Here is a 15,219-nt window from a genome sequence, read left to right on the forward strand (position 1 = left end):
GAGCCCTTGTCGCATCGCATGAACTGGGTACCGGCCAGAGTGGCAAGGGGACAACGGCTCGCTTGAAAGACCTGTTCGGCTTGCGGAAACACCGTTCGTCACTCGGCCGACCCCGCTCGGGCAGTTTCCTCGCGGAGCAAAAACGACACCTCAAGAGTAGATGGCTTGCTGGAGGCTGGCCGGTAATGGAGCCGGAGTGTCGCAAAAAATGGGCCGCTGGTAGTTGCGGCCCATGAGATGTGAAGGGGTGAACCTCCAGAGGGGAACAGCTGGCGGCACCGGGAGGAATAGGTACACGCGGCAGCTGTTTCTATATAGGGCCAAAGACAGCATTGAGCAACCCGCGATTGCTTAGCCGGCAGCTTCGGGCAGGCGGCCTTGTTCTTACTCCTCCTCATTGACTAGACCTGCTCAAGCAGCTCAAAGAATGAAGCACGGCAAGGCTAACGGGATGCGAGGCCCCGGTGGGCCTTACTCACTTGTAGCCGAGTGACTTCGAAGTCGGATCCATCCAAGAAAAGCCTGCCGTTGCGGTGACGGCGACAGCCAGTAATATCCAACTGGCCGATCTCGCCTACTACCGTCCTGCAGGGCGCCGCGGGGACGCGGAGCGAAGTCAAGCATCACCCGGGGAATCCGGCGGATTGCTGCGCCCGAACGCCTTGATTGCAGAAACCAGATTGAATCCACGACCCGGTATGTGATTGATGCAGCCGGGGCGGGGAGACCAATGCGGCTCGGTTCTGCTTCCCGGAGGAATGGGCATCCGTCCCGGACAGCGACAGCGCGCTGAGCCGCATCTGAAATCTACTTGACCGGTACGACGAGTGGGGTCCCTTTCGTGACGATATATGTGGCGAGTTCCGAGGCCTTGCCGTTGCCGACGTTTTTCGCCGTGTGGGCCACTCCGGCGGGAATGAACAAAGTTTCGCCGGCCTTGAGCGTGACGGGCCTCCCATCCCCGAGCTGGTATTCCAGCGAGCCTTTAAGGACATAGGCGATCTCTTCGCCTGGATGAGAATGCTTAGCGGCAACTGCGCCAGGCTCGAAGTCGACGCGCACCTGAACAAGCTCGCGTCCGGGCACGTCGAGATCGTGCTGCAGAAGATCGGTGCGCTGAATTCCCAGTTGTTGAGCCTGCGCCATGTGCAGCGTCACTCCGCTCCCGGCGATCAGCAGGGCAGCTGCTACGAGTTTGATCGTTTTCATATGGTCATCCTTTCATGCTGAGACCAAGCCGTCACCTTCGAGGACGGCACCGCCAATTTGACCGAGAGCATGTATCGTCGATGTGTCCGCTGGGCTGCGCTTTTGTAACGCCATGTAGAGGAATAAAGGGCTTTCATGTCGAGGGACTGCAGCGCCATTCTTCATGACAGCAACGGCTCGCCGGCTTGCTCCCGGACCATGTATTCGGCGTACAGGTAAGCTAGTCCCCGCCTGTGGCCGAGCTGCTTTTCGTAAGCGCCGTGGGCGACCTATCGCACGACGCAAGGCGCTCGTGAGGTCGGCCGGTGACATAACGTCCGTGTCGACGAATCCCGGAATCGTTCGGTGACCTCTGGATCGCTGAACGTCGCGTACGAGAAGTAGCTGCGCTGCTCAGGATGCAGGCCGCTGACCGGAGGCTGCCCCGGACCGGCACCGTGGAAGATTTCGCTTACCTCGACGCCGTGGCCGATGAGTTGGCCGCGGGCCGCCTCGACGCCCGAGACGACGAGATCGAGACCGCTTGACGAGCCGGGCGCAGCCGATATTAGCCCCGTGCCGAAGTGGATCGAGGACGGCGAGCCTTAAGGTGTGAACTGCGCGACCCGAAAGGTGTCATCGACAACAAAGTCGGCGTCGAGCCTCCGGCCGAGGCAGATAGACCTTTTGCGGCCACTCGCTATTGGATACGAGTGTCATGTTTTCCTTTGGTTTGAAAAAGGGCGGCGCCTAGCACGCGCCCTTTGTAGATCATCAGATTGACGAACGCAGCGACCTCAATCGTGTCGTGAGTTCCTGGGCGAAAGCGCGACCCTCGCGTACGAAGCTTCCTGCCGGCGGCTCAGGATTTTGCTGCCGCGGCACGCATGCCGCGATACTGTACGGTCGGAAGGCCACCCCAGCCCCAATTGTCGAGATCGACCTCCTCAATCACAACGTAGGTCGACTCAAGGGGTTTGTTCAGCACGTTGAGCAGCACCTCGCTGACGCCCTTGATAATGGCGGCCTTTTCCTCGGCGGTGACCGAATTGCGGTCAGGAGTGGTCCCCTCGCGGGTAATCTGTACGGTGACGATAGGCATTGTGATCTCCCTTCGAGAAGTTCACCAGCGACCGGCGTTCTGGCCGCCGTCGACGTGGAGGATTTCGCCGGTCACGAAACCAGCGGTTTCGAGATAAAGGACGGCATCGATGATGTCGCGGATTTCACCCATTCGGCCAACTGGATGCAATTCGGCGAGCGCCGAGTGCGTCTCCACCGGATGCATGGGCGTTTTGATCACGCCTGGAGACACCGCGTTGACGCGAACGCCGCTCTTCGAGAACTCCATCGCCAGAGACCGGGTCACGGCGTTCAGGCCGCCCTTGGTCAAGGAGGCGAGCGCCGAGGGCATCCCGACCATTGGCTGATCGGCAAGGCTCGTGGTGATGCTGACGATATGGCCCGAACCCTGCTTCAGCATCCAGGCGGCTGCGCGCTGGGTAATGTGAAAGAAGCCGGCCACATTGACACCGAGGTTGTGGTCATAGTCTTCCTGTGTCATTTCGATGAAGGGCTTGGCGAGGAAGACGCCGGCATTGTTTACCAGGGAATCGATGCGGCCAAAGCGCTCAATCCCTTCGCGCACGATCCGTTCGGCAGTCGCCGGCTGACTGATGTCGCCGGGCACGGCGTGAACATCCGGGTCCGTGCTGGGCTTGATCGAGCGGGACGTGGCGATGACACGGAAGTTCCGGTCGCGGTAGGCGCGAACCAAATCAGCGCCAATCCCTTGTGATGCCCCGGTGATGATGACGACTTTTCGTTCAGTACTCATGGACGTGGATCCTTTTTCGATTGCAGCGGGCGCTTCATCTGCGCCGGCCCTTCGCCCTCGGCGTTGGTGCAATTGATTTAGATCCATCCGGGCTCCGGGAGAATTGCCGCCGTTTGCGTGACACTCCTCCGGAAATCGGCATAATTAGCCAAGCGTACCTGCCTGCGATGCCAAGCGTGCAAATTCCGAGCGCAGTCGCGGCGTGGCGAAATCGACAAAGGAGCGGACCTTCGGGACGGACATGCGGCCCTGTGGTGCGAGGAGATGAACCGGCAGCGGCGGGTGCTCGGCATCTGCGAGCACGATCGTCAGCCGGCCGTCCCTCACATAGTTTGCGACATGATACGAATAGAGCCTGGTCAAACCGCGCCCGGCAGCGGCCGAAGCGGCTGCAGCCCGCACGCTGTTGACGATGCACCTCGGCGTGAACTGGACTGTCCGGGGAATGGATGAGCCCTGTGCCGGCGTGAAGCTCCACGAGTCGAGACCGAAATTGGTAAAGGCGACGATTTGGTGCTTCGTGAGATCTGCGGGTTCTTCGACGCGGGGATGAGTGGCTAGATAGTGAGGGGATGCAACGACTACGCGCCGCACATCGCCGCCGAGCCGGGTGGAGATGTGTGATGAATCGACGAGATGGCCGATGCGCAGGGCAATGTCGACACCTTCGTCCACCAGATTGACGAACCGATCCAGCAGCAGAACCCGAACTGAGACGGCCGGGTGTAGGTCAAGGAATTCGTCCACAATGGGATGCACGACTTCTTCTCCGACGATTGGCGGCGCCGAAATCGTCAGCATCCCACGAGGGGCGGAACGCTCACCGCCGGCGAGCATGTCAGCCTCCTCGAGATCGACGAGGACCCGCCGGCAGGCTGCGGCGTAACGCTGACCCGCGTCGCTCAGCTTGAGGGTGCGGGTCGTTCGATGCAGCAGTTCAACGCCGACATGGGCTTCCAGGAAGCTCAGCGCCCGGCTGACCGCAGTCGGTGATCGCTTCAGCCGCCGGGCGGCACCTGCCAGACTGCCTTCGTCGATCGCGGTGACGAACACTTTCATTGCATCGATACGGTCCATTTTATTCTGCCGATCTCCGGGATAGTGAAGGCCAATCAGTAAGTGTTCACCCGAAAATAGCAGGAAGTAAACATGCGACGGACCTAAACAAGCATCCGGGTCAACCACAGGCGAGTTACAGCATTGCAGCCGTCATCGACGGCTTTGTGAAAGGCATTAAGTGCCGGCGCGACCGCGCTGTCTGCGTCGTCAGATGGCGCGGCTGCTCGGAACAAAACATGCCACGGGCCGTTTTCTCGGCACAACAAAAGGAGGAAACACTATGGATTGGAATCGCGTCGAGGGTAATTGGAAACAGATGAAGGGCAAGATCAAGGAACAATGGGGCAAGCTCACAGACGACGACCTTGATCAGATCGCCGGCAAGCGCGAGCAGCTGGAGGGAAAGATCCAGGAGCGCTACGGCATGGCCCGCGACCGCGTCCATCAAGACGTCGATGAGTGGTATGAAAACCAGACATGGCACTAAGAAACAAGAAACCGGCTAAACGCTGGGTCAGACTGCAGACAAACCCCTTATATGAGGAAGGTCAAGGCGGAACGGGGATGTCAGGGCAACATTTCTACTTCTCCTGGTTGGTCCATTGCGGAAACCATGGTCTGAGCCCGATGGCATGACGCGGCCCGTTTGTCCGAGCCAGATCCACCTTATATACGGTCGCCGTTCGAAACAGCGCGCACCAACATCCCGCTTGCGACGGGGCAAGGGCTCAGGAGGACGAAACCCTTCTGGACAGGCGGCATTTCAAGCCAAGGGTTTGTTCGGTTCGTCCCACCTGGATCCGCCGGGACTGATCAGGTCCCGGAAGATGGCAGAATTCAGTTTGATGGCTAACGCATCAGGCGGTCGTCATGGCCGCTCCCTCGATGACGACGCCGGCATTGATGTATTTCCACATCGCCACAAGCAGCTTGCGAGCAAGCGCCACAATCAGCGTCTTCTTCAGCCGCCCGTTGTTCTGCTTCACCCGCTCCTTGAACCATAGGGTGAGCGCCGATTGCGGTTGATGGCGCACCCACAGCCAGGCAAGCTGAACGAGCGTCGTTCGTAGCCTAGGATTGCCGGATTTCGACACGCCCTGCTCGTGATCAATCGCCCCACTCTTCCACGGTGTTGCGACCAGGCCCGCATAGGCAGCCAATTGTCGCCGGTTGTCGAAGTGGCGGGACAGGCCTTCCGACCACAGCACGGCGGCAAACTCTGGTCCGATACCTTTCAGAGCGAGTAGCATGGTCGGCGCCGATGAAGCACCCTGCTGGGCCGCCAGCATGGCGTCGCGCTCAGCCTCGATCGCCTTGATCTGTTCGATCAGCAGTTCCAGCCGGTCGAGGATGCGGCCAATCTGCCGCTTCAGATGGACAGGCAGCGGACGCCCGTCGCCGGTCCTCAGTTCCTCAAGGCACTTGCGCCGGTCTCGACGCAGTGGTTCGTAGCCGGACACGCCCTGGGCAAACAGCAGGCCCTTGACGCGATTGACGTGCCTTACGCGCTCGTTGGTCAAGACCTTGCGCTCTCGCGCAAGGCGGCGGCGGTCCTCTTCCTCGGGTGTCGGTACCCTGAGCATGGCGCAGACGCGCGGCTCGCCCCGCTTATAGGCGAGCAGCGTGCGCACCAGCGCTTCGCCATCGATCTTGTCGGTCTTGGCCCGCCGCCGCCGGCGCGAGGTCGCAATCGAGGCGGGATCGACGACGTGGCTCTCGATCCCCTCCGCCTCCAGCACGCGGTGGATCCAGAAGCCGTCGAGCCCAGCTTCCTGGATGACGATGATCGGAAAGCATCGTCCCGTCCGCGCCTGGGCCTTCCTGTTGAGTTCGGCAAACCGTTCCAGCAGGGCGGCGATGTCGCCGGCCTCCACCCAGTACTTGGACATCTTCTCGCCGCCACCCGGCGACAGCGAGGTGACCAGCCATTTCGAGCGGGAGAGTTCCATCGAGACGAAAATTGCGCGAAGATCAGTGTGGATAGCGGTCGGCGTTTCGGGGTGGTGTGCTGCAACCGGCATGCTGGCCTCCAGTGTGAGATGTTTTAGCGACCCTCACTTTGCCACAGCGCGGACCGCTATCCACCTCCTCATAGGATCTGGCTGTGCCGGGGGTTTGTGTTCACTGGGACATGGTAAAGAAACCGCCCGACTAGACCGTCGAGATGGCGCCGTTCGATGAGCTGGTGCCGAAGGATCACTGCTCATCGGCTCAGCAGTTGGGGCAAGGCGAGATATACTGACGAAAGGAGACGTTCGAACGCGCCTTCGCCGATGCGAGGCGGCCTCATGGGCACCGCGGTAAGTCGCATCCGGGTCCGGTGCCAGAGCTCATGGTCGCAACCGCCCCAAAGCCCCCACGCAAGCCGCGCACCTCGCGGCGTCAGGAGCTTACGTCCATGCCCGAAGCCCGGAGCTACGCGCTTTCGATCCTGCACACCAAAAATCTCGAAGGATTGAACGAACAGAGCAGCGCCAATCACACTTTGTGGTTCCGTCGCAGACTTTGGGCGGCCAGGTGCCCTAGCAGGCGAATGCCTCCCTCACATCTACGATGTAGTTCGCCTGATTAATCGCACTTGTCTTGCTGAGCCTTCGCAGCAGCGGTTTTATCGCCATGCTGCTGTGCCACCACGTCCTGTTCAGACGTCGCAAGATTGGGGTTCTTGGCCAACGGCAGTGTTCCACCCTCTTTCTGAGGTGCATTGGCGCCAGCCTCGTTCTTTTGCGCTTGCGTGGTTTCACTGCCTTCCATCGGAGCACGAGTACCATCTTTGGCGATGCCGCTACGACCCTCCGTCGTTGTGGACCCGGTTATGTCCACGCAGTCGGCAAAGCTCGGTTGGGATGTCAAAGCTGCCATGCCAACGGCAATCAGAGCCAACGAAGTGAGTTTCATGACGCTTCCTCCTATTGTTGTTTTGATTCATCCTAACGAGGCAGCACACTCGAGGTTCCCACGGTATTTTCCCTGACTGACGGGAGATCGGGCGGCAAGGCTTGAAAAGTCCTGATCATAGCGCGTGCCGGCCGGAACAATGGCGATCAGCAGGTGGTGCGAAGGGCCGGCGGCGGCTGACCGCGACGTCGGATATTCCCAATCTTCGGCTTCACGGCTCCTACCCGGCAAGCGGTGAATGCTGGCGCGCATCGGCTTGGCGAGGAATACCACTTTCGCCGATGATTTCCCGCCAAAAGGAGCGGCTACGTGGGAGGCCAGTCGTCATGGGCTCGCCTCCAAAGAAGGAAGAGGCGAGCCCTTGGCCGCACGTGCTGCAAAAGGTGTTGCCTTCCGATCTGCAGCATTTTAACGCGGTCGGTGGCTTCAACTACCAGAGCGATAAAAAAGTTCCTCTATCTGCATGTGCAATGGAGGCGCCACTTCAAAACAACCGAACAATGCGGCAAAATTGCCGATGACGCTGGCATCGACCCTTCCTCGAGGGGCTTACCCGGAACTGCCGGCACCATTGCGACAAATCTCGCCGCGTCAATTCACGACCTGCACGTCTTCCTTCCGAAGGTCGTCGATGGCATCTATCGCTTCCTCGGCGGACCAGCCTGCACGGAGTGCTGCGGCAACCAGGCGCACTTCGGCCTCCTGCTGCAGTTTCAGATAAAGCCCTTCGAGCGCCTCTCTTGCTGTGACGACATGTTCATCGTGGAGCGGAATGGCTGGAATTCTATCTAGCTGAGGCATTTTCATCTCCCCTGTTAAAGATGGTTTTTTCTCGGGGTGTTGCCATTCGAGCTGCGCGAAGGCGTTTGCTCTTCGCGACACGAAGGCGACGTTCTTCGTCGATGATATTCTTCGCGGTCTGCGTCGTGCGCTTCGCACGGTCCATGCGTTCTTGCTGGAGCACTTGCCATCCTCTCGATGTTGATGCGCCCGGACTGCAGCTAGAGTTTGCGCTAGATGCGTCAACCCCGAGTGTCAGCGCCGGAACTACCAAGTGCGGATCTGGGGGTATGCAGCTGCCCAACTTTTCAGGCCCCAATCAACAACCGACAGTGAGCCGCATTGCAGCTCGTCCGCGGGCCGTGAACATTGACCGCCTGCGAAAAAGGAACACTGCCGACATATTCATGCGTACCCGCCAGAGGACCGACGTCGATGCGCAGAGGAACCGCTACGCTTCCCGGCCGTTAATGGGAACGATCAGCGCGGAGGTAGCAAATGGCGTCCAGGTTTTTTTCCAAGTTCGCAGCAGGAGTGGCCGACCTTTCCGGCCGACCGGGGACCTTCATTCTTGCGGTATCTTTGGTTCTGATTTGGGCTGTATCCGGCCCGTTCTTCAACTTCTCGGAGACGTGGCAGCTCGTCATCAACACATCCACCACCATAATCACTTTCCTGATGGTCTTCGTGCTGCAGAACTCGCAAAATCGCGACGGGAAAGCTCTTCAGGCGAAGCTCGATGAACTCATCTTGACATCCCAGGCGCAGAATAAGTTCGTCGGAATTGAAAAACTCGGCGAGAACGAGCTTCGAGCAATGAGCAAGATGCTGGCGGAAAAAGCCGAGTGCGTCGATCAAAAGGCGGAGGAGAAGACGGCAGTTTAGCAGGACACTCCAGGCGTCGCCTGACCAGCCTGGTGAGGAAAGCGATCGTGCGCACCCCAGTAGCTCATCAGCTCGTTGGTCGCCTGTCGGATCACTCCGTATCGTCGGAAGCAGGCTTGCCCTGATGGCCGTTGCCGCAGTTATCGCAATCTGGGTTATTTTTCGGTTTGGCGACGGGTCCAACCAAGCAATGGCTCCTGGCAACAAATATGCTGGAAACACTGGCAACCTGTTTCATCCTCGTTCTTTTCCAGCATTCCCAGAACCGCGGCATGCGGGTGCTTCACACGAAAGTCGATGAACTCATCAGGTCGAGTGGCGCGCGAAACCACATGATAGGTGTGGAACGGCTGGAGAGGGACGAGGACGCCCCGGTTGTGGGAGGGTGACCCTAGTCGCGGCCGCGCAGACGGCCGGCCAGCATTGGTTGCACACGAGTTCTGCATAATTCCATTTTGCCGGCATCGATCCTGCCTCAATCGTCCGGCATTCGAGCGGCGCAGCCTCACACATGTAAACGTTCATGCTCCGGCGGGTTCGCAACGATCGACTGATAAAACCAGTGCCACGAACTGTTGCCGGTACGGACAGGATTTAGCGAAGGTCGGTCGTTAGACCGCCGGAACATTGAACAGGCGTCAGCGTTAAGTCTCTGCAATAACTTCAAAACCTCAAGATCGGAGGCAACGCCATGGGTCGCGGTATTCTTCTTTGGCTTCTCGGCATTCCACTGCCAATCGTCATTCTCCTTGTTCTCTTCATGCGATAGGAGGTGTCCATGTCCATGTCCATGACAGGTCCAGACGTCGCGGCCACTCCTGTCGAATCGTCCAAGTCCGCGATGTCGTGGGGACCGATCCTCGGTGGTGCTTTTGCCGCCACAGGCGTTACCCTGATCCTTTTGCTTCTCGGATCTGGTGTCGGGCTGACGATGGTGTCACCTTGGACGGGACAGAGCGCTTCGGCAGAGGCCATTGGCGTGACGGCCGCGATTTGGCTGGTGGTCGTGCAGTGGTTGTCGGCAGCGTTAGGGGGCTACCTCACGGGCCGGCTCCGCACGAGATGGGCGGCTGTTCACACCGACGAGGTCTTCTTCCGGGACACCGCTCATGGTTTGATCAGTTGGGCGGTTGCCACGATTTTCGTGGTGGGCTTCCTGACGTCATCTTTGACCTCGCTTGCTGGGGCCGGCGCGCAGGCAGTCGGCCAAGCGGCGACCAACGCAAGCCTTGCTGGCGCTGTCGCAGCAGGATCATCACAGTCGCCGGCGACCGATCTCTCGGCGTCCTATTTCACCGATGCTTTGCTTCGACCAGACCGAAACCGCGCGCAGGCCACGACCGACCAGGGTGCAGCCACGGCTGAAGTCTCGAGAATCCTTCTTCAAGGCGCCGCTCAAGGCGGGATCCCAGATGAGGACAAAAACTATCTCGCAACGATCGTGGCATCGCACGCAGGTCTTTCGGAGGCCGATGCCAAGACGCGCGTTGACGCCATCTTAAAGCGTGTGGAGGATGCCAAGGTCGCTGCCCAAAGAGCTGCAGACGAGGCACGTGAGGCAGCGGCAACGACTGCGATGCTCGGCGCTCTGTCTCTCCTGATAGGCGCTTTCATTGCCTCTGCTGCCGCAGCACTCGGAGGCCGACAGCGAGACGAGGAAGAAGACGTAATTCTAAATCGCATGTGAAACCGACATCCGCCGCATGTCCTGTAAATGCCCTGCAGTCCCGGACCTCCGGCAGCTTTGAGGTAGAAGTCCGGGACGAGACCATAGCGTCAGGACCACCGTGGCGCCGGCGACCTCGTCGGCAGGTGTCGTCTCGCTGACGAAGCCCTTGTTTCTCGTTGGGAGCTTACCGCTTGGTCTGTCCATCGCAACGTTGCGCTAGGGTGGGTCGTCGTTGATTGCGATGCGTGTTGTTATCGACCCGGCTGATGAGCGCTTTGGTATTCGTCGAGAACTGCCCGCACCGCGTCGATCAGCAACTCCTGCGGTTCAAGGGGCTTTCCAGCGTACCTCACCAAAGTGGGCAGATGCTGCCGGAAAAGAGGTGCCGGGATGATCCGGCCGTCGAGTGCTTGCGTGAGCCGCGAGACGGCACCCTCGGCCGCGGGGTGGTTCCAGTAGTAGCGAATACGATCGGAATAGGAGTAGTGTCGCAGGATATGCTGCTTAGCCTGCGAACCCTGATAGTGGCCTTTCCAGTGGCCGGGGTTCTTCCTCATCAGCGCGTCCATCACGACCATGAGGTTTCGGCTCGGATAACCGGGGATGGAGTCGCTTGCGATCAGGTCAAGTCCGTAGAGTGCTTCCCGAAGTGCGAAGGTCAATTCCGGCCCGACCTTGAGGATGGCGAAGCCGTCCTCGACGAGTTGGCGGAGCGCTTCCGCGCCCTGATAGTCAGTCGAATGCGCCTCGTAGACAAGCGCGGGCTCCTCGTCGAGCAGCGCGGAAAGGGTTTGTGCTTTCGCCCGGTCGTAGACAATGACGTTTTCATTGCCGAACTCGACTCCAGGCTGGACGACAAGCGCCAGCACGCGGTCGAAGGCCTTGCCGAGGCCCGCTTCGTCAAACCGCGTCCGGTGCAGCGCAATCGTCTTGCGCGCCGCGTCGACGCCCGTCGGGTCGAGCGTGGTGATCACATGATGCGCGCCGCCAGGCGGCGGCACTTCGGTTCCGATGACATAGACCGGTGGCTCACCGCCTGAAGAGGCCGCGCACCGTTCCGCCACGGCCGCCAGCCTCACCGCCCGTCCGGCTGTCGTCGCGTCGTCGAGCGCGACCGGTTCACCCGCGCAGCCCATGGACGTATCGAGATGGAGCTTGCGGAAGCCAGCCTCGACATAGGCGGCGATCATGTCTTCCGCTTTGGTCATGGCGACCTCGGCAGGTTCTGCGCGCCATGGATTGGGGCCAAGATGATCGCCTCCGAGGATGACCTTGTCTCGCGGCAGGCGCTCTTCGCCGGCGATCTTTTCCACCAGCGCCACAAAATCACGGGGCTTCAAGCCCGTGTACCCGCCGAACTGATTGACCTGATTGCAGGTCGCCTCGATCAATACCGGACCATCGCACGCCACGGCATGTCGAAGGGCCGCGCGCATCACGATGGGATGAGCCGAGCAAACGGAAGTGATGCCGGCCATGCCGCCCGTGCGTCGGCTGCGCGCTAGGTTGGCGAGTACGGATGTCATGGGCTGTGCCCCGGTGTCATGGCGATGAAGGCGTCAAGTTCGGCGCGGGTGCCGGCTCCCTCCATCGGCCCCTTGGCCGTGACATTGCGGGCGCCGGCCGCATTGGCATAGGTGAGCGCCTGTTCGATTGGCATACCGAGCCGGCGGCACGCGACATAGGCGCCACCGAAGCAGTCTCCGGCGCCGGTCGGATCGATTTCTTCGACTGCGAAGGCCGGGCAGTCGATGCGTCGGCCTTCCCGTGTGAAGACGGTCGAGCCCTTTGCGCCGCGCTTGAGTGCCACTTCGCTGGCGTTACGGGCGAAGAGCGCATGGACCGCCTCACTTTCGCCCTCGACGCCAGCCGCGACGAACAGCTCGTCTCCAGACGGGAGGATCAGGTCGGCGATATCGACAAGCCTTGCGAAGCGGGCGCGGGTTTCGGATTGCCCGAGCAACTCCTTGCGGACGTTCGGGTCGAAGGAGATGCTGCCGCCGCGAGCCTTGATCGCCGAAATCGCGTGTTCGATAATCTCGATGGCGCCGGGTATAGCAAACGCGGTTCCCATGACATGCAGGTGGCCCGATCGGGCAATGAGCGCGCGCGCCGCGGCGGTAAGGTCGATCTGGGCGGCGGCGGATCTTGCGATGTTGAACACGAAATCGCGCGAACCGTCATTCCGGTAGCGCACGAAGGCGCTGCCGGTTGGAAACTCTGGGCTGGTCGAAATAGCCGAGACATCGGCGCCGTCCGCGCGCAGCCGTGCGACATTGACGCGGCCGAAGTCGTCGTCGCCCACGCAGGCGATAATGCCGGCCGAACCGCCTATTCTGGCGCATTGATCGATGAAGATTGCCGGAGCCCCGCTGGGGTAGGGGCCGATGAGAGTGATCGGCTCGAGAAAGCCCGTGCCGCGATCCGTTGCCATGATCTCGACGAGGATCTCGCCGATCGTTATCGTTGGTCCAAGCGCATCAGGGGCTAAGCCTGTCGGTGTCATGCAGCATCCTCGGCAGGGCGCGCGCTGTCGGTCAGGAGATAGCGCTGGTGAAGCATGCAGGCAGCGCCGAAGGCCGGCCCCACCGTCTCATCGCCATTTGTTTCGATCAAGGGCAGCGGAAAGCTCTCCTCCTGCACGGAGCGAATGTGATGCAGGACGCGCGCCGCCATCAACGGATAGAGCGCAGCGACCGAACCGCCAAGGACGACCCTGTCGGCATCGATGATCCTGCAGGCCTGAATCAGGCCGTAAGCCAGCGCCCGCGCCCAGTCTTCTGCTATGGCGACGGCGCCGGGAACGCGGTCGCGCACATCGGCCAGAAAAGTCGCGAAGTTCGGTTCCGGCTGCGTCGAGACGGAACGATAGATGCTCAGGATGCACTCCAGACCGAGGACGCTTTCCAGGCTGCGGCCGGGCGCATCGGCACCATCGACGCGCAGATGCCCGATTTCGCCGGCAAGTCCCCGCGCGCCGCGAAGCACGGTCCCGTCGACGACGATGCCGCCGCCCACGCCGCTTTCCATGACGAGATAGAGCGTGACCCCCGAATGGACCTCCCGAGCGCCGTAGCTCGCGCCGGTCGCGAAGGCGTTTGCGTCATTCTCCACCATGACCGGCATTTGTGCCGGCACGGCCGCACGCACGAGATCGGCCAGCTGTATGTTCTGCCAGCCGAGCAGGGGAGCGGTGTTGATCAGCCCCTTTCGGTCCATTTGCGCCGGCACGGCGACGCCGAGGCCCTCGCAGCGGCTGCGGTGTTCGGCCGGCAATGTGTCGAAGGCGATCGCGATCGCGCGCGAGACCGCAGTCTCGACATCGACGGATGGGCCGTCGAATGGCTCCATTCGGTTGTTGACGATGCGGCAGGCGAGATCGACCTCAACCACCGTGATATGTTCGACGCCGATCTCGATGCCGAGAAAAAAGGCGGCTTCGGGCATAAGTTCGAGCATGATGCCCGGCCGCCCCGCGTGGGTCGTCTGGGCCTGCTCGGCGGTTCCCACCTCGCGGACGAGGCCCTCGGCGGTTAGTCCGGCGATGATATGGCCGGACGAGGAGCGATTGAGCCCTAGAATGCGCGCAAGCTCCGCCCGGCTCAAGCGGCCGTGGCGATAGAGCGCCCGCATCGCCGCGAGTTCATTGCGCTGGCGGATCCCGCTCGGAGACGCGATTGGACCCACTTCATTCACGGGCGATTCTCCTTGCCTCTCTTGTCCGACCACTGACACATCATGACTGGGCCGCAAACGCCCGGTATCTACCGGACTTCACCTTTCCCCCATCTTTCGCCGTCACGGCCGCGCAACGGTCGCGCGACGGCGTTTCGCCTCGTCCATCTTGAGGTCGATGAATCGCTTTGCATGCTGCGCGAGCGGCATGTTTTCGGTCCAGGTGTCGCGCCAGATCGCGCAGGCAAGCGACAGACCTTCATCGACGACAGCGCTCGAAAAGGATTCGAAGGTGATGTCGCGCTCGTAGTCGATGTCGAGCAATGCATCGAACATGAGATCGAAATTGATGACGCCGTCGCCGAGATAGCCGCGATTGCTTTCGCCGATATGAAAATAGCCGATCTTATCGCCCGCAAGCCGGATGGCCGCCGCCGGGTTCGCTTCCTCGATGTTCATATGGAACGTGTCGAGGTGCAGCCGCACATGTTTTGAGCCTACCTGATCGATGAAGGCGAGGCCCTGGGCGGTGGTGTTGAGAAGATTGGTCTCGAAACGGTTCACCACTTCAAGAACAAGGTCGATCCCTGCAGACTGGGCAAGGCCAGCCGTCTTGGCGATGGCCGCGACGCTGCTGTCCCATCCCTTTTTGGTCGGCATCCGGGCGTATTTCGCGTGGGCGGAATAAAGGATGCCGCCGAGCTTGCTCCCGCCTATGTCGCGCACGGCGCGCACGGCGTCGGCCAGCATGCCTTCGCCCGCTCGAACCGCCTGCGCATCTTCGCTCGACACGTCGTGGCTGACCGGAAGGCCCATGGTGACAGCAATATCGAGTTTCAGCGCCGCAGCCCGCTTGGCGAGTGCATCGAGATCGAATTTCTCCGGGCGCAGGTAGGCGAACTCAATGAGGTTGTAACCGCAGGAGGCGGATTTCTCCATTGCTTCCTCAAGCATCGACTGGGTTTGTCCGCCCGTCCACACGAAAGAATGAATACCTAACCGGCCCATCTTCTCCCCCTAGCAAAAGTATGTTGCATTGCGCAACAAATAAAGCTTCAGTTGCGTCTGTCAAGCGGATTTCAAGATCGAGGACGATCGAGCATTCGATGTCAAAATGAGCAAATGTTTTTTTCGGCGTGCAAATGCCTCAATAGTGGCCTGCAGGTATTTGGGAACTTGGGCTTATGAGATTGGTGTTGACAGCTTTCCCAAATGAACTAATTTGTTT

General features: G+C 60.5%; 15 protein-coding genes and 1 pseudogene. 4 read left to right on the plus strand and 12 right to left on the minus strand.

Going from position 1 to position 15,219, the window contains the following annotated elements; translation table 11 throughout:
• Nucleotides 1-807 precede the first annotated feature (807 nt).
• From ACZ9DP_RS04195 to ACZ9DP_RS04215, 5 genes and pseudogenes are all read right to left on the minus strand, one after another.
• A complete protein-coding gene (locus tag ACZ9DP_RS04195; protein ID WP_476200405.1) occupies nt 808-1,209 on the minus strand; it encodes a cupin domain-containing protein in 402 nt (133 codons plus the stop codon).
• Nucleotides 1,210-1,370: 161 nt separating this feature from the next.
• A pseudogene (locus ACZ9DP_RS04200) lies at nt 1,371-1,862 on the minus strand (VOC family protein); the annotation flags it as partial.
• A 188-nt stretch (nt 1,863-2,050) separates the two neighbouring features.
• A complete protein-coding gene (locus ACZ9DP_RS04205; protein WP_476200406.1) occupies nt 2,051-2,290 on the minus strand; it encodes a tautomerase family protein in 240 nt (79 codons plus the stop codon).
• 21 nt (nt 2,291-2,311) lie between these two features.
• Nucleotides 2,312-3,025, minus strand: coding sequence for an SDR family NAD(P)-dependent oxidoreductase (locus ACZ9DP_RS04210; RefSeq protein ID WP_476200407.1), 714 nt, complete (start codon nt 3,023-3,025; stop codon nt 2,312-2,314).
• A gap of 144 nt (nt 3,026-3,169) precedes the next feature.
• Nucleotides 3,170-4,102 (minus strand): LysR family transcriptional regulator, encoded by a 933-nt coding sequence (locus ACZ9DP_RS04215; protein WP_476200408.1) that lies wholly within the window; start codon nt 4,100-4,102, stop codon nt 3,170-3,172.
• Between the two features lie 262 nt (nt 4,103-4,364).
• Between ACZ9DP_RS04215 and ACZ9DP_RS04220 the strand changes: the two genes are divergently transcribed.
• Nucleotides 4,365-4,571, plus strand: a complete 207-nt coding sequence (locus tag ACZ9DP_RS04220) for a CsbD family protein (protein ID WP_476200409.1) — start codon at nt 4,365-4,367, stop codon at nt 4,569-4,571.
• A 370-nt stretch (nt 4,572-4,941) separates the two neighbouring features.
• Here ACZ9DP_RS04220 and ACZ9DP_RS04225 read toward each other — a convergent pair whose 3' ends face one another.
• The 3 genes from ACZ9DP_RS04225 to ACZ9DP_RS04235 form a co-directional block, all read right to left on the minus strand.
• On the minus strand, nt 4,942-6,105 hold the full coding sequence (locus tag ACZ9DP_RS04225) for an IS110 family RNA-guided transposase (RefSeq protein ID WP_476200411.1): 1,164 nt from the start codon (nt 6,103-6,105) through the stop codon (nt 4,942-4,944).
• 547 nt (nt 6,106-6,652) lie between these two features.
• Complete coding sequence (locus ACZ9DP_RS04230) at nt 6,653-6,982, minus strand: hypothetical protein (protein WP_074072582.1); 330 nt, start codon at nt 6,980-6,982, stop codon at nt 6,653-6,655.
• Nucleotides 6,983-7,573: 591 nt separating this feature from the next.
• Nucleotides 7,574-7,783: a hypothetical protein gene (locus ACZ9DP_RS04235; RefSeq protein WP_052451938.1), complete on the minus strand. Its 210-nt coding sequence runs from the start codon at nt 7,781-7,783 to the stop codon at nt 7,574-7,576.
• 477 nt (nt 7,784-8,260) lie between these two features.
• Here ACZ9DP_RS04235 and ACZ9DP_RS04240 point away from each other — a divergent pair, with 477 nt between their 5' ends.
• The 3 genes from ACZ9DP_RS04240 (at nt 8,261) to ACZ9DP_RS04250 (ending at nt 10,334) form a co-directional block, all read left to right on the plus strand.
• On the plus strand, nt 8,261-8,647 hold the full coding sequence (locus tag ACZ9DP_RS04240; RefSeq protein ID WP_476200414.1) for a low affinity iron permease family protein: 387 nt from the start codon (nt 8,261-8,263) through the stop codon (nt 8,645-8,647).
• Between the two features lie 209 nt (nt 8,648-8,856).
• Nucleotides 8,857-9,036 (plus strand): low affinity iron permease family protein, encoded by a 180-nt coding sequence (locus ACZ9DP_RS04245; protein ID WP_476200415.1) that lies wholly within the window; start codon nt 8,857-8,859, stop codon nt 9,034-9,036.
• A 389-nt stretch (nt 9,037-9,425) separates the two neighbouring features.
• Complete coding sequence (locus ACZ9DP_RS04250; RefSeq protein ID WP_476200416.1) at nt 9,426-10,334, plus strand: hypothetical protein; 909 nt, start codon at nt 9,426-9,428, stop codon at nt 10,332-10,334.
• A gap of 233 nt (nt 10,335-10,567) precedes the next feature.
• Here the strand turns inward: ACZ9DP_RS04250 and ACZ9DP_RS04255 are convergent, their stop codons facing one another.
• From ACZ9DP_RS04255 to ACZ9DP_RS04270, 4 genes are all read right to left on the minus strand, one after another.
• On the minus strand, nt 10,568-11,842 hold the full coding sequence (locus ACZ9DP_RS04255; RefSeq protein ID WP_476200418.1) for a D-tagatose-bisphosphate aldolase, class II, non-catalytic subunit: 1,275 nt from the start codon (nt 11,840-11,842) through the stop codon (nt 10,568-10,570).
• Nucleotides 11,839-12,822, minus strand: a complete 984-nt coding sequence (locus ACZ9DP_RS04260) for a tagatose kinase (protein WP_476200419.1) — start codon at nt 12,820-12,822, stop codon at nt 11,839-11,841. The genes ACZ9DP_RS04255 and ACZ9DP_RS04260 overlap by 4 nt, the downstream gene beginning before the upstream one ends.
• Complete coding sequence (locus ACZ9DP_RS04265; RefSeq protein WP_476200420.1) at nt 12,819-14,012, minus strand: ROK family transcriptional regulator; 1,194 nt, start codon at nt 14,010-14,012, stop codon at nt 12,819-12,821. The genes ACZ9DP_RS04260 and ACZ9DP_RS04265 overlap by 4 nt, the downstream gene beginning before the upstream one ends.
• A 102-nt stretch (nt 14,013-14,114) precedes the next feature.
• Nucleotides 14,115-14,999 (minus strand): sugar phosphate isomerase/epimerase family protein, encoded by an 885-nt coding sequence (locus ACZ9DP_RS04270; RefSeq protein ID WP_476200421.1) that lies wholly within the window; start codon nt 14,997-14,999, stop codon nt 14,115-14,117.
• Nucleotides 15,000-15,219 lie beyond the last annotated feature (220 nt).

Source organism: Rhizobium sp. USDA 4016 (genome assembly GCF_056279705.1).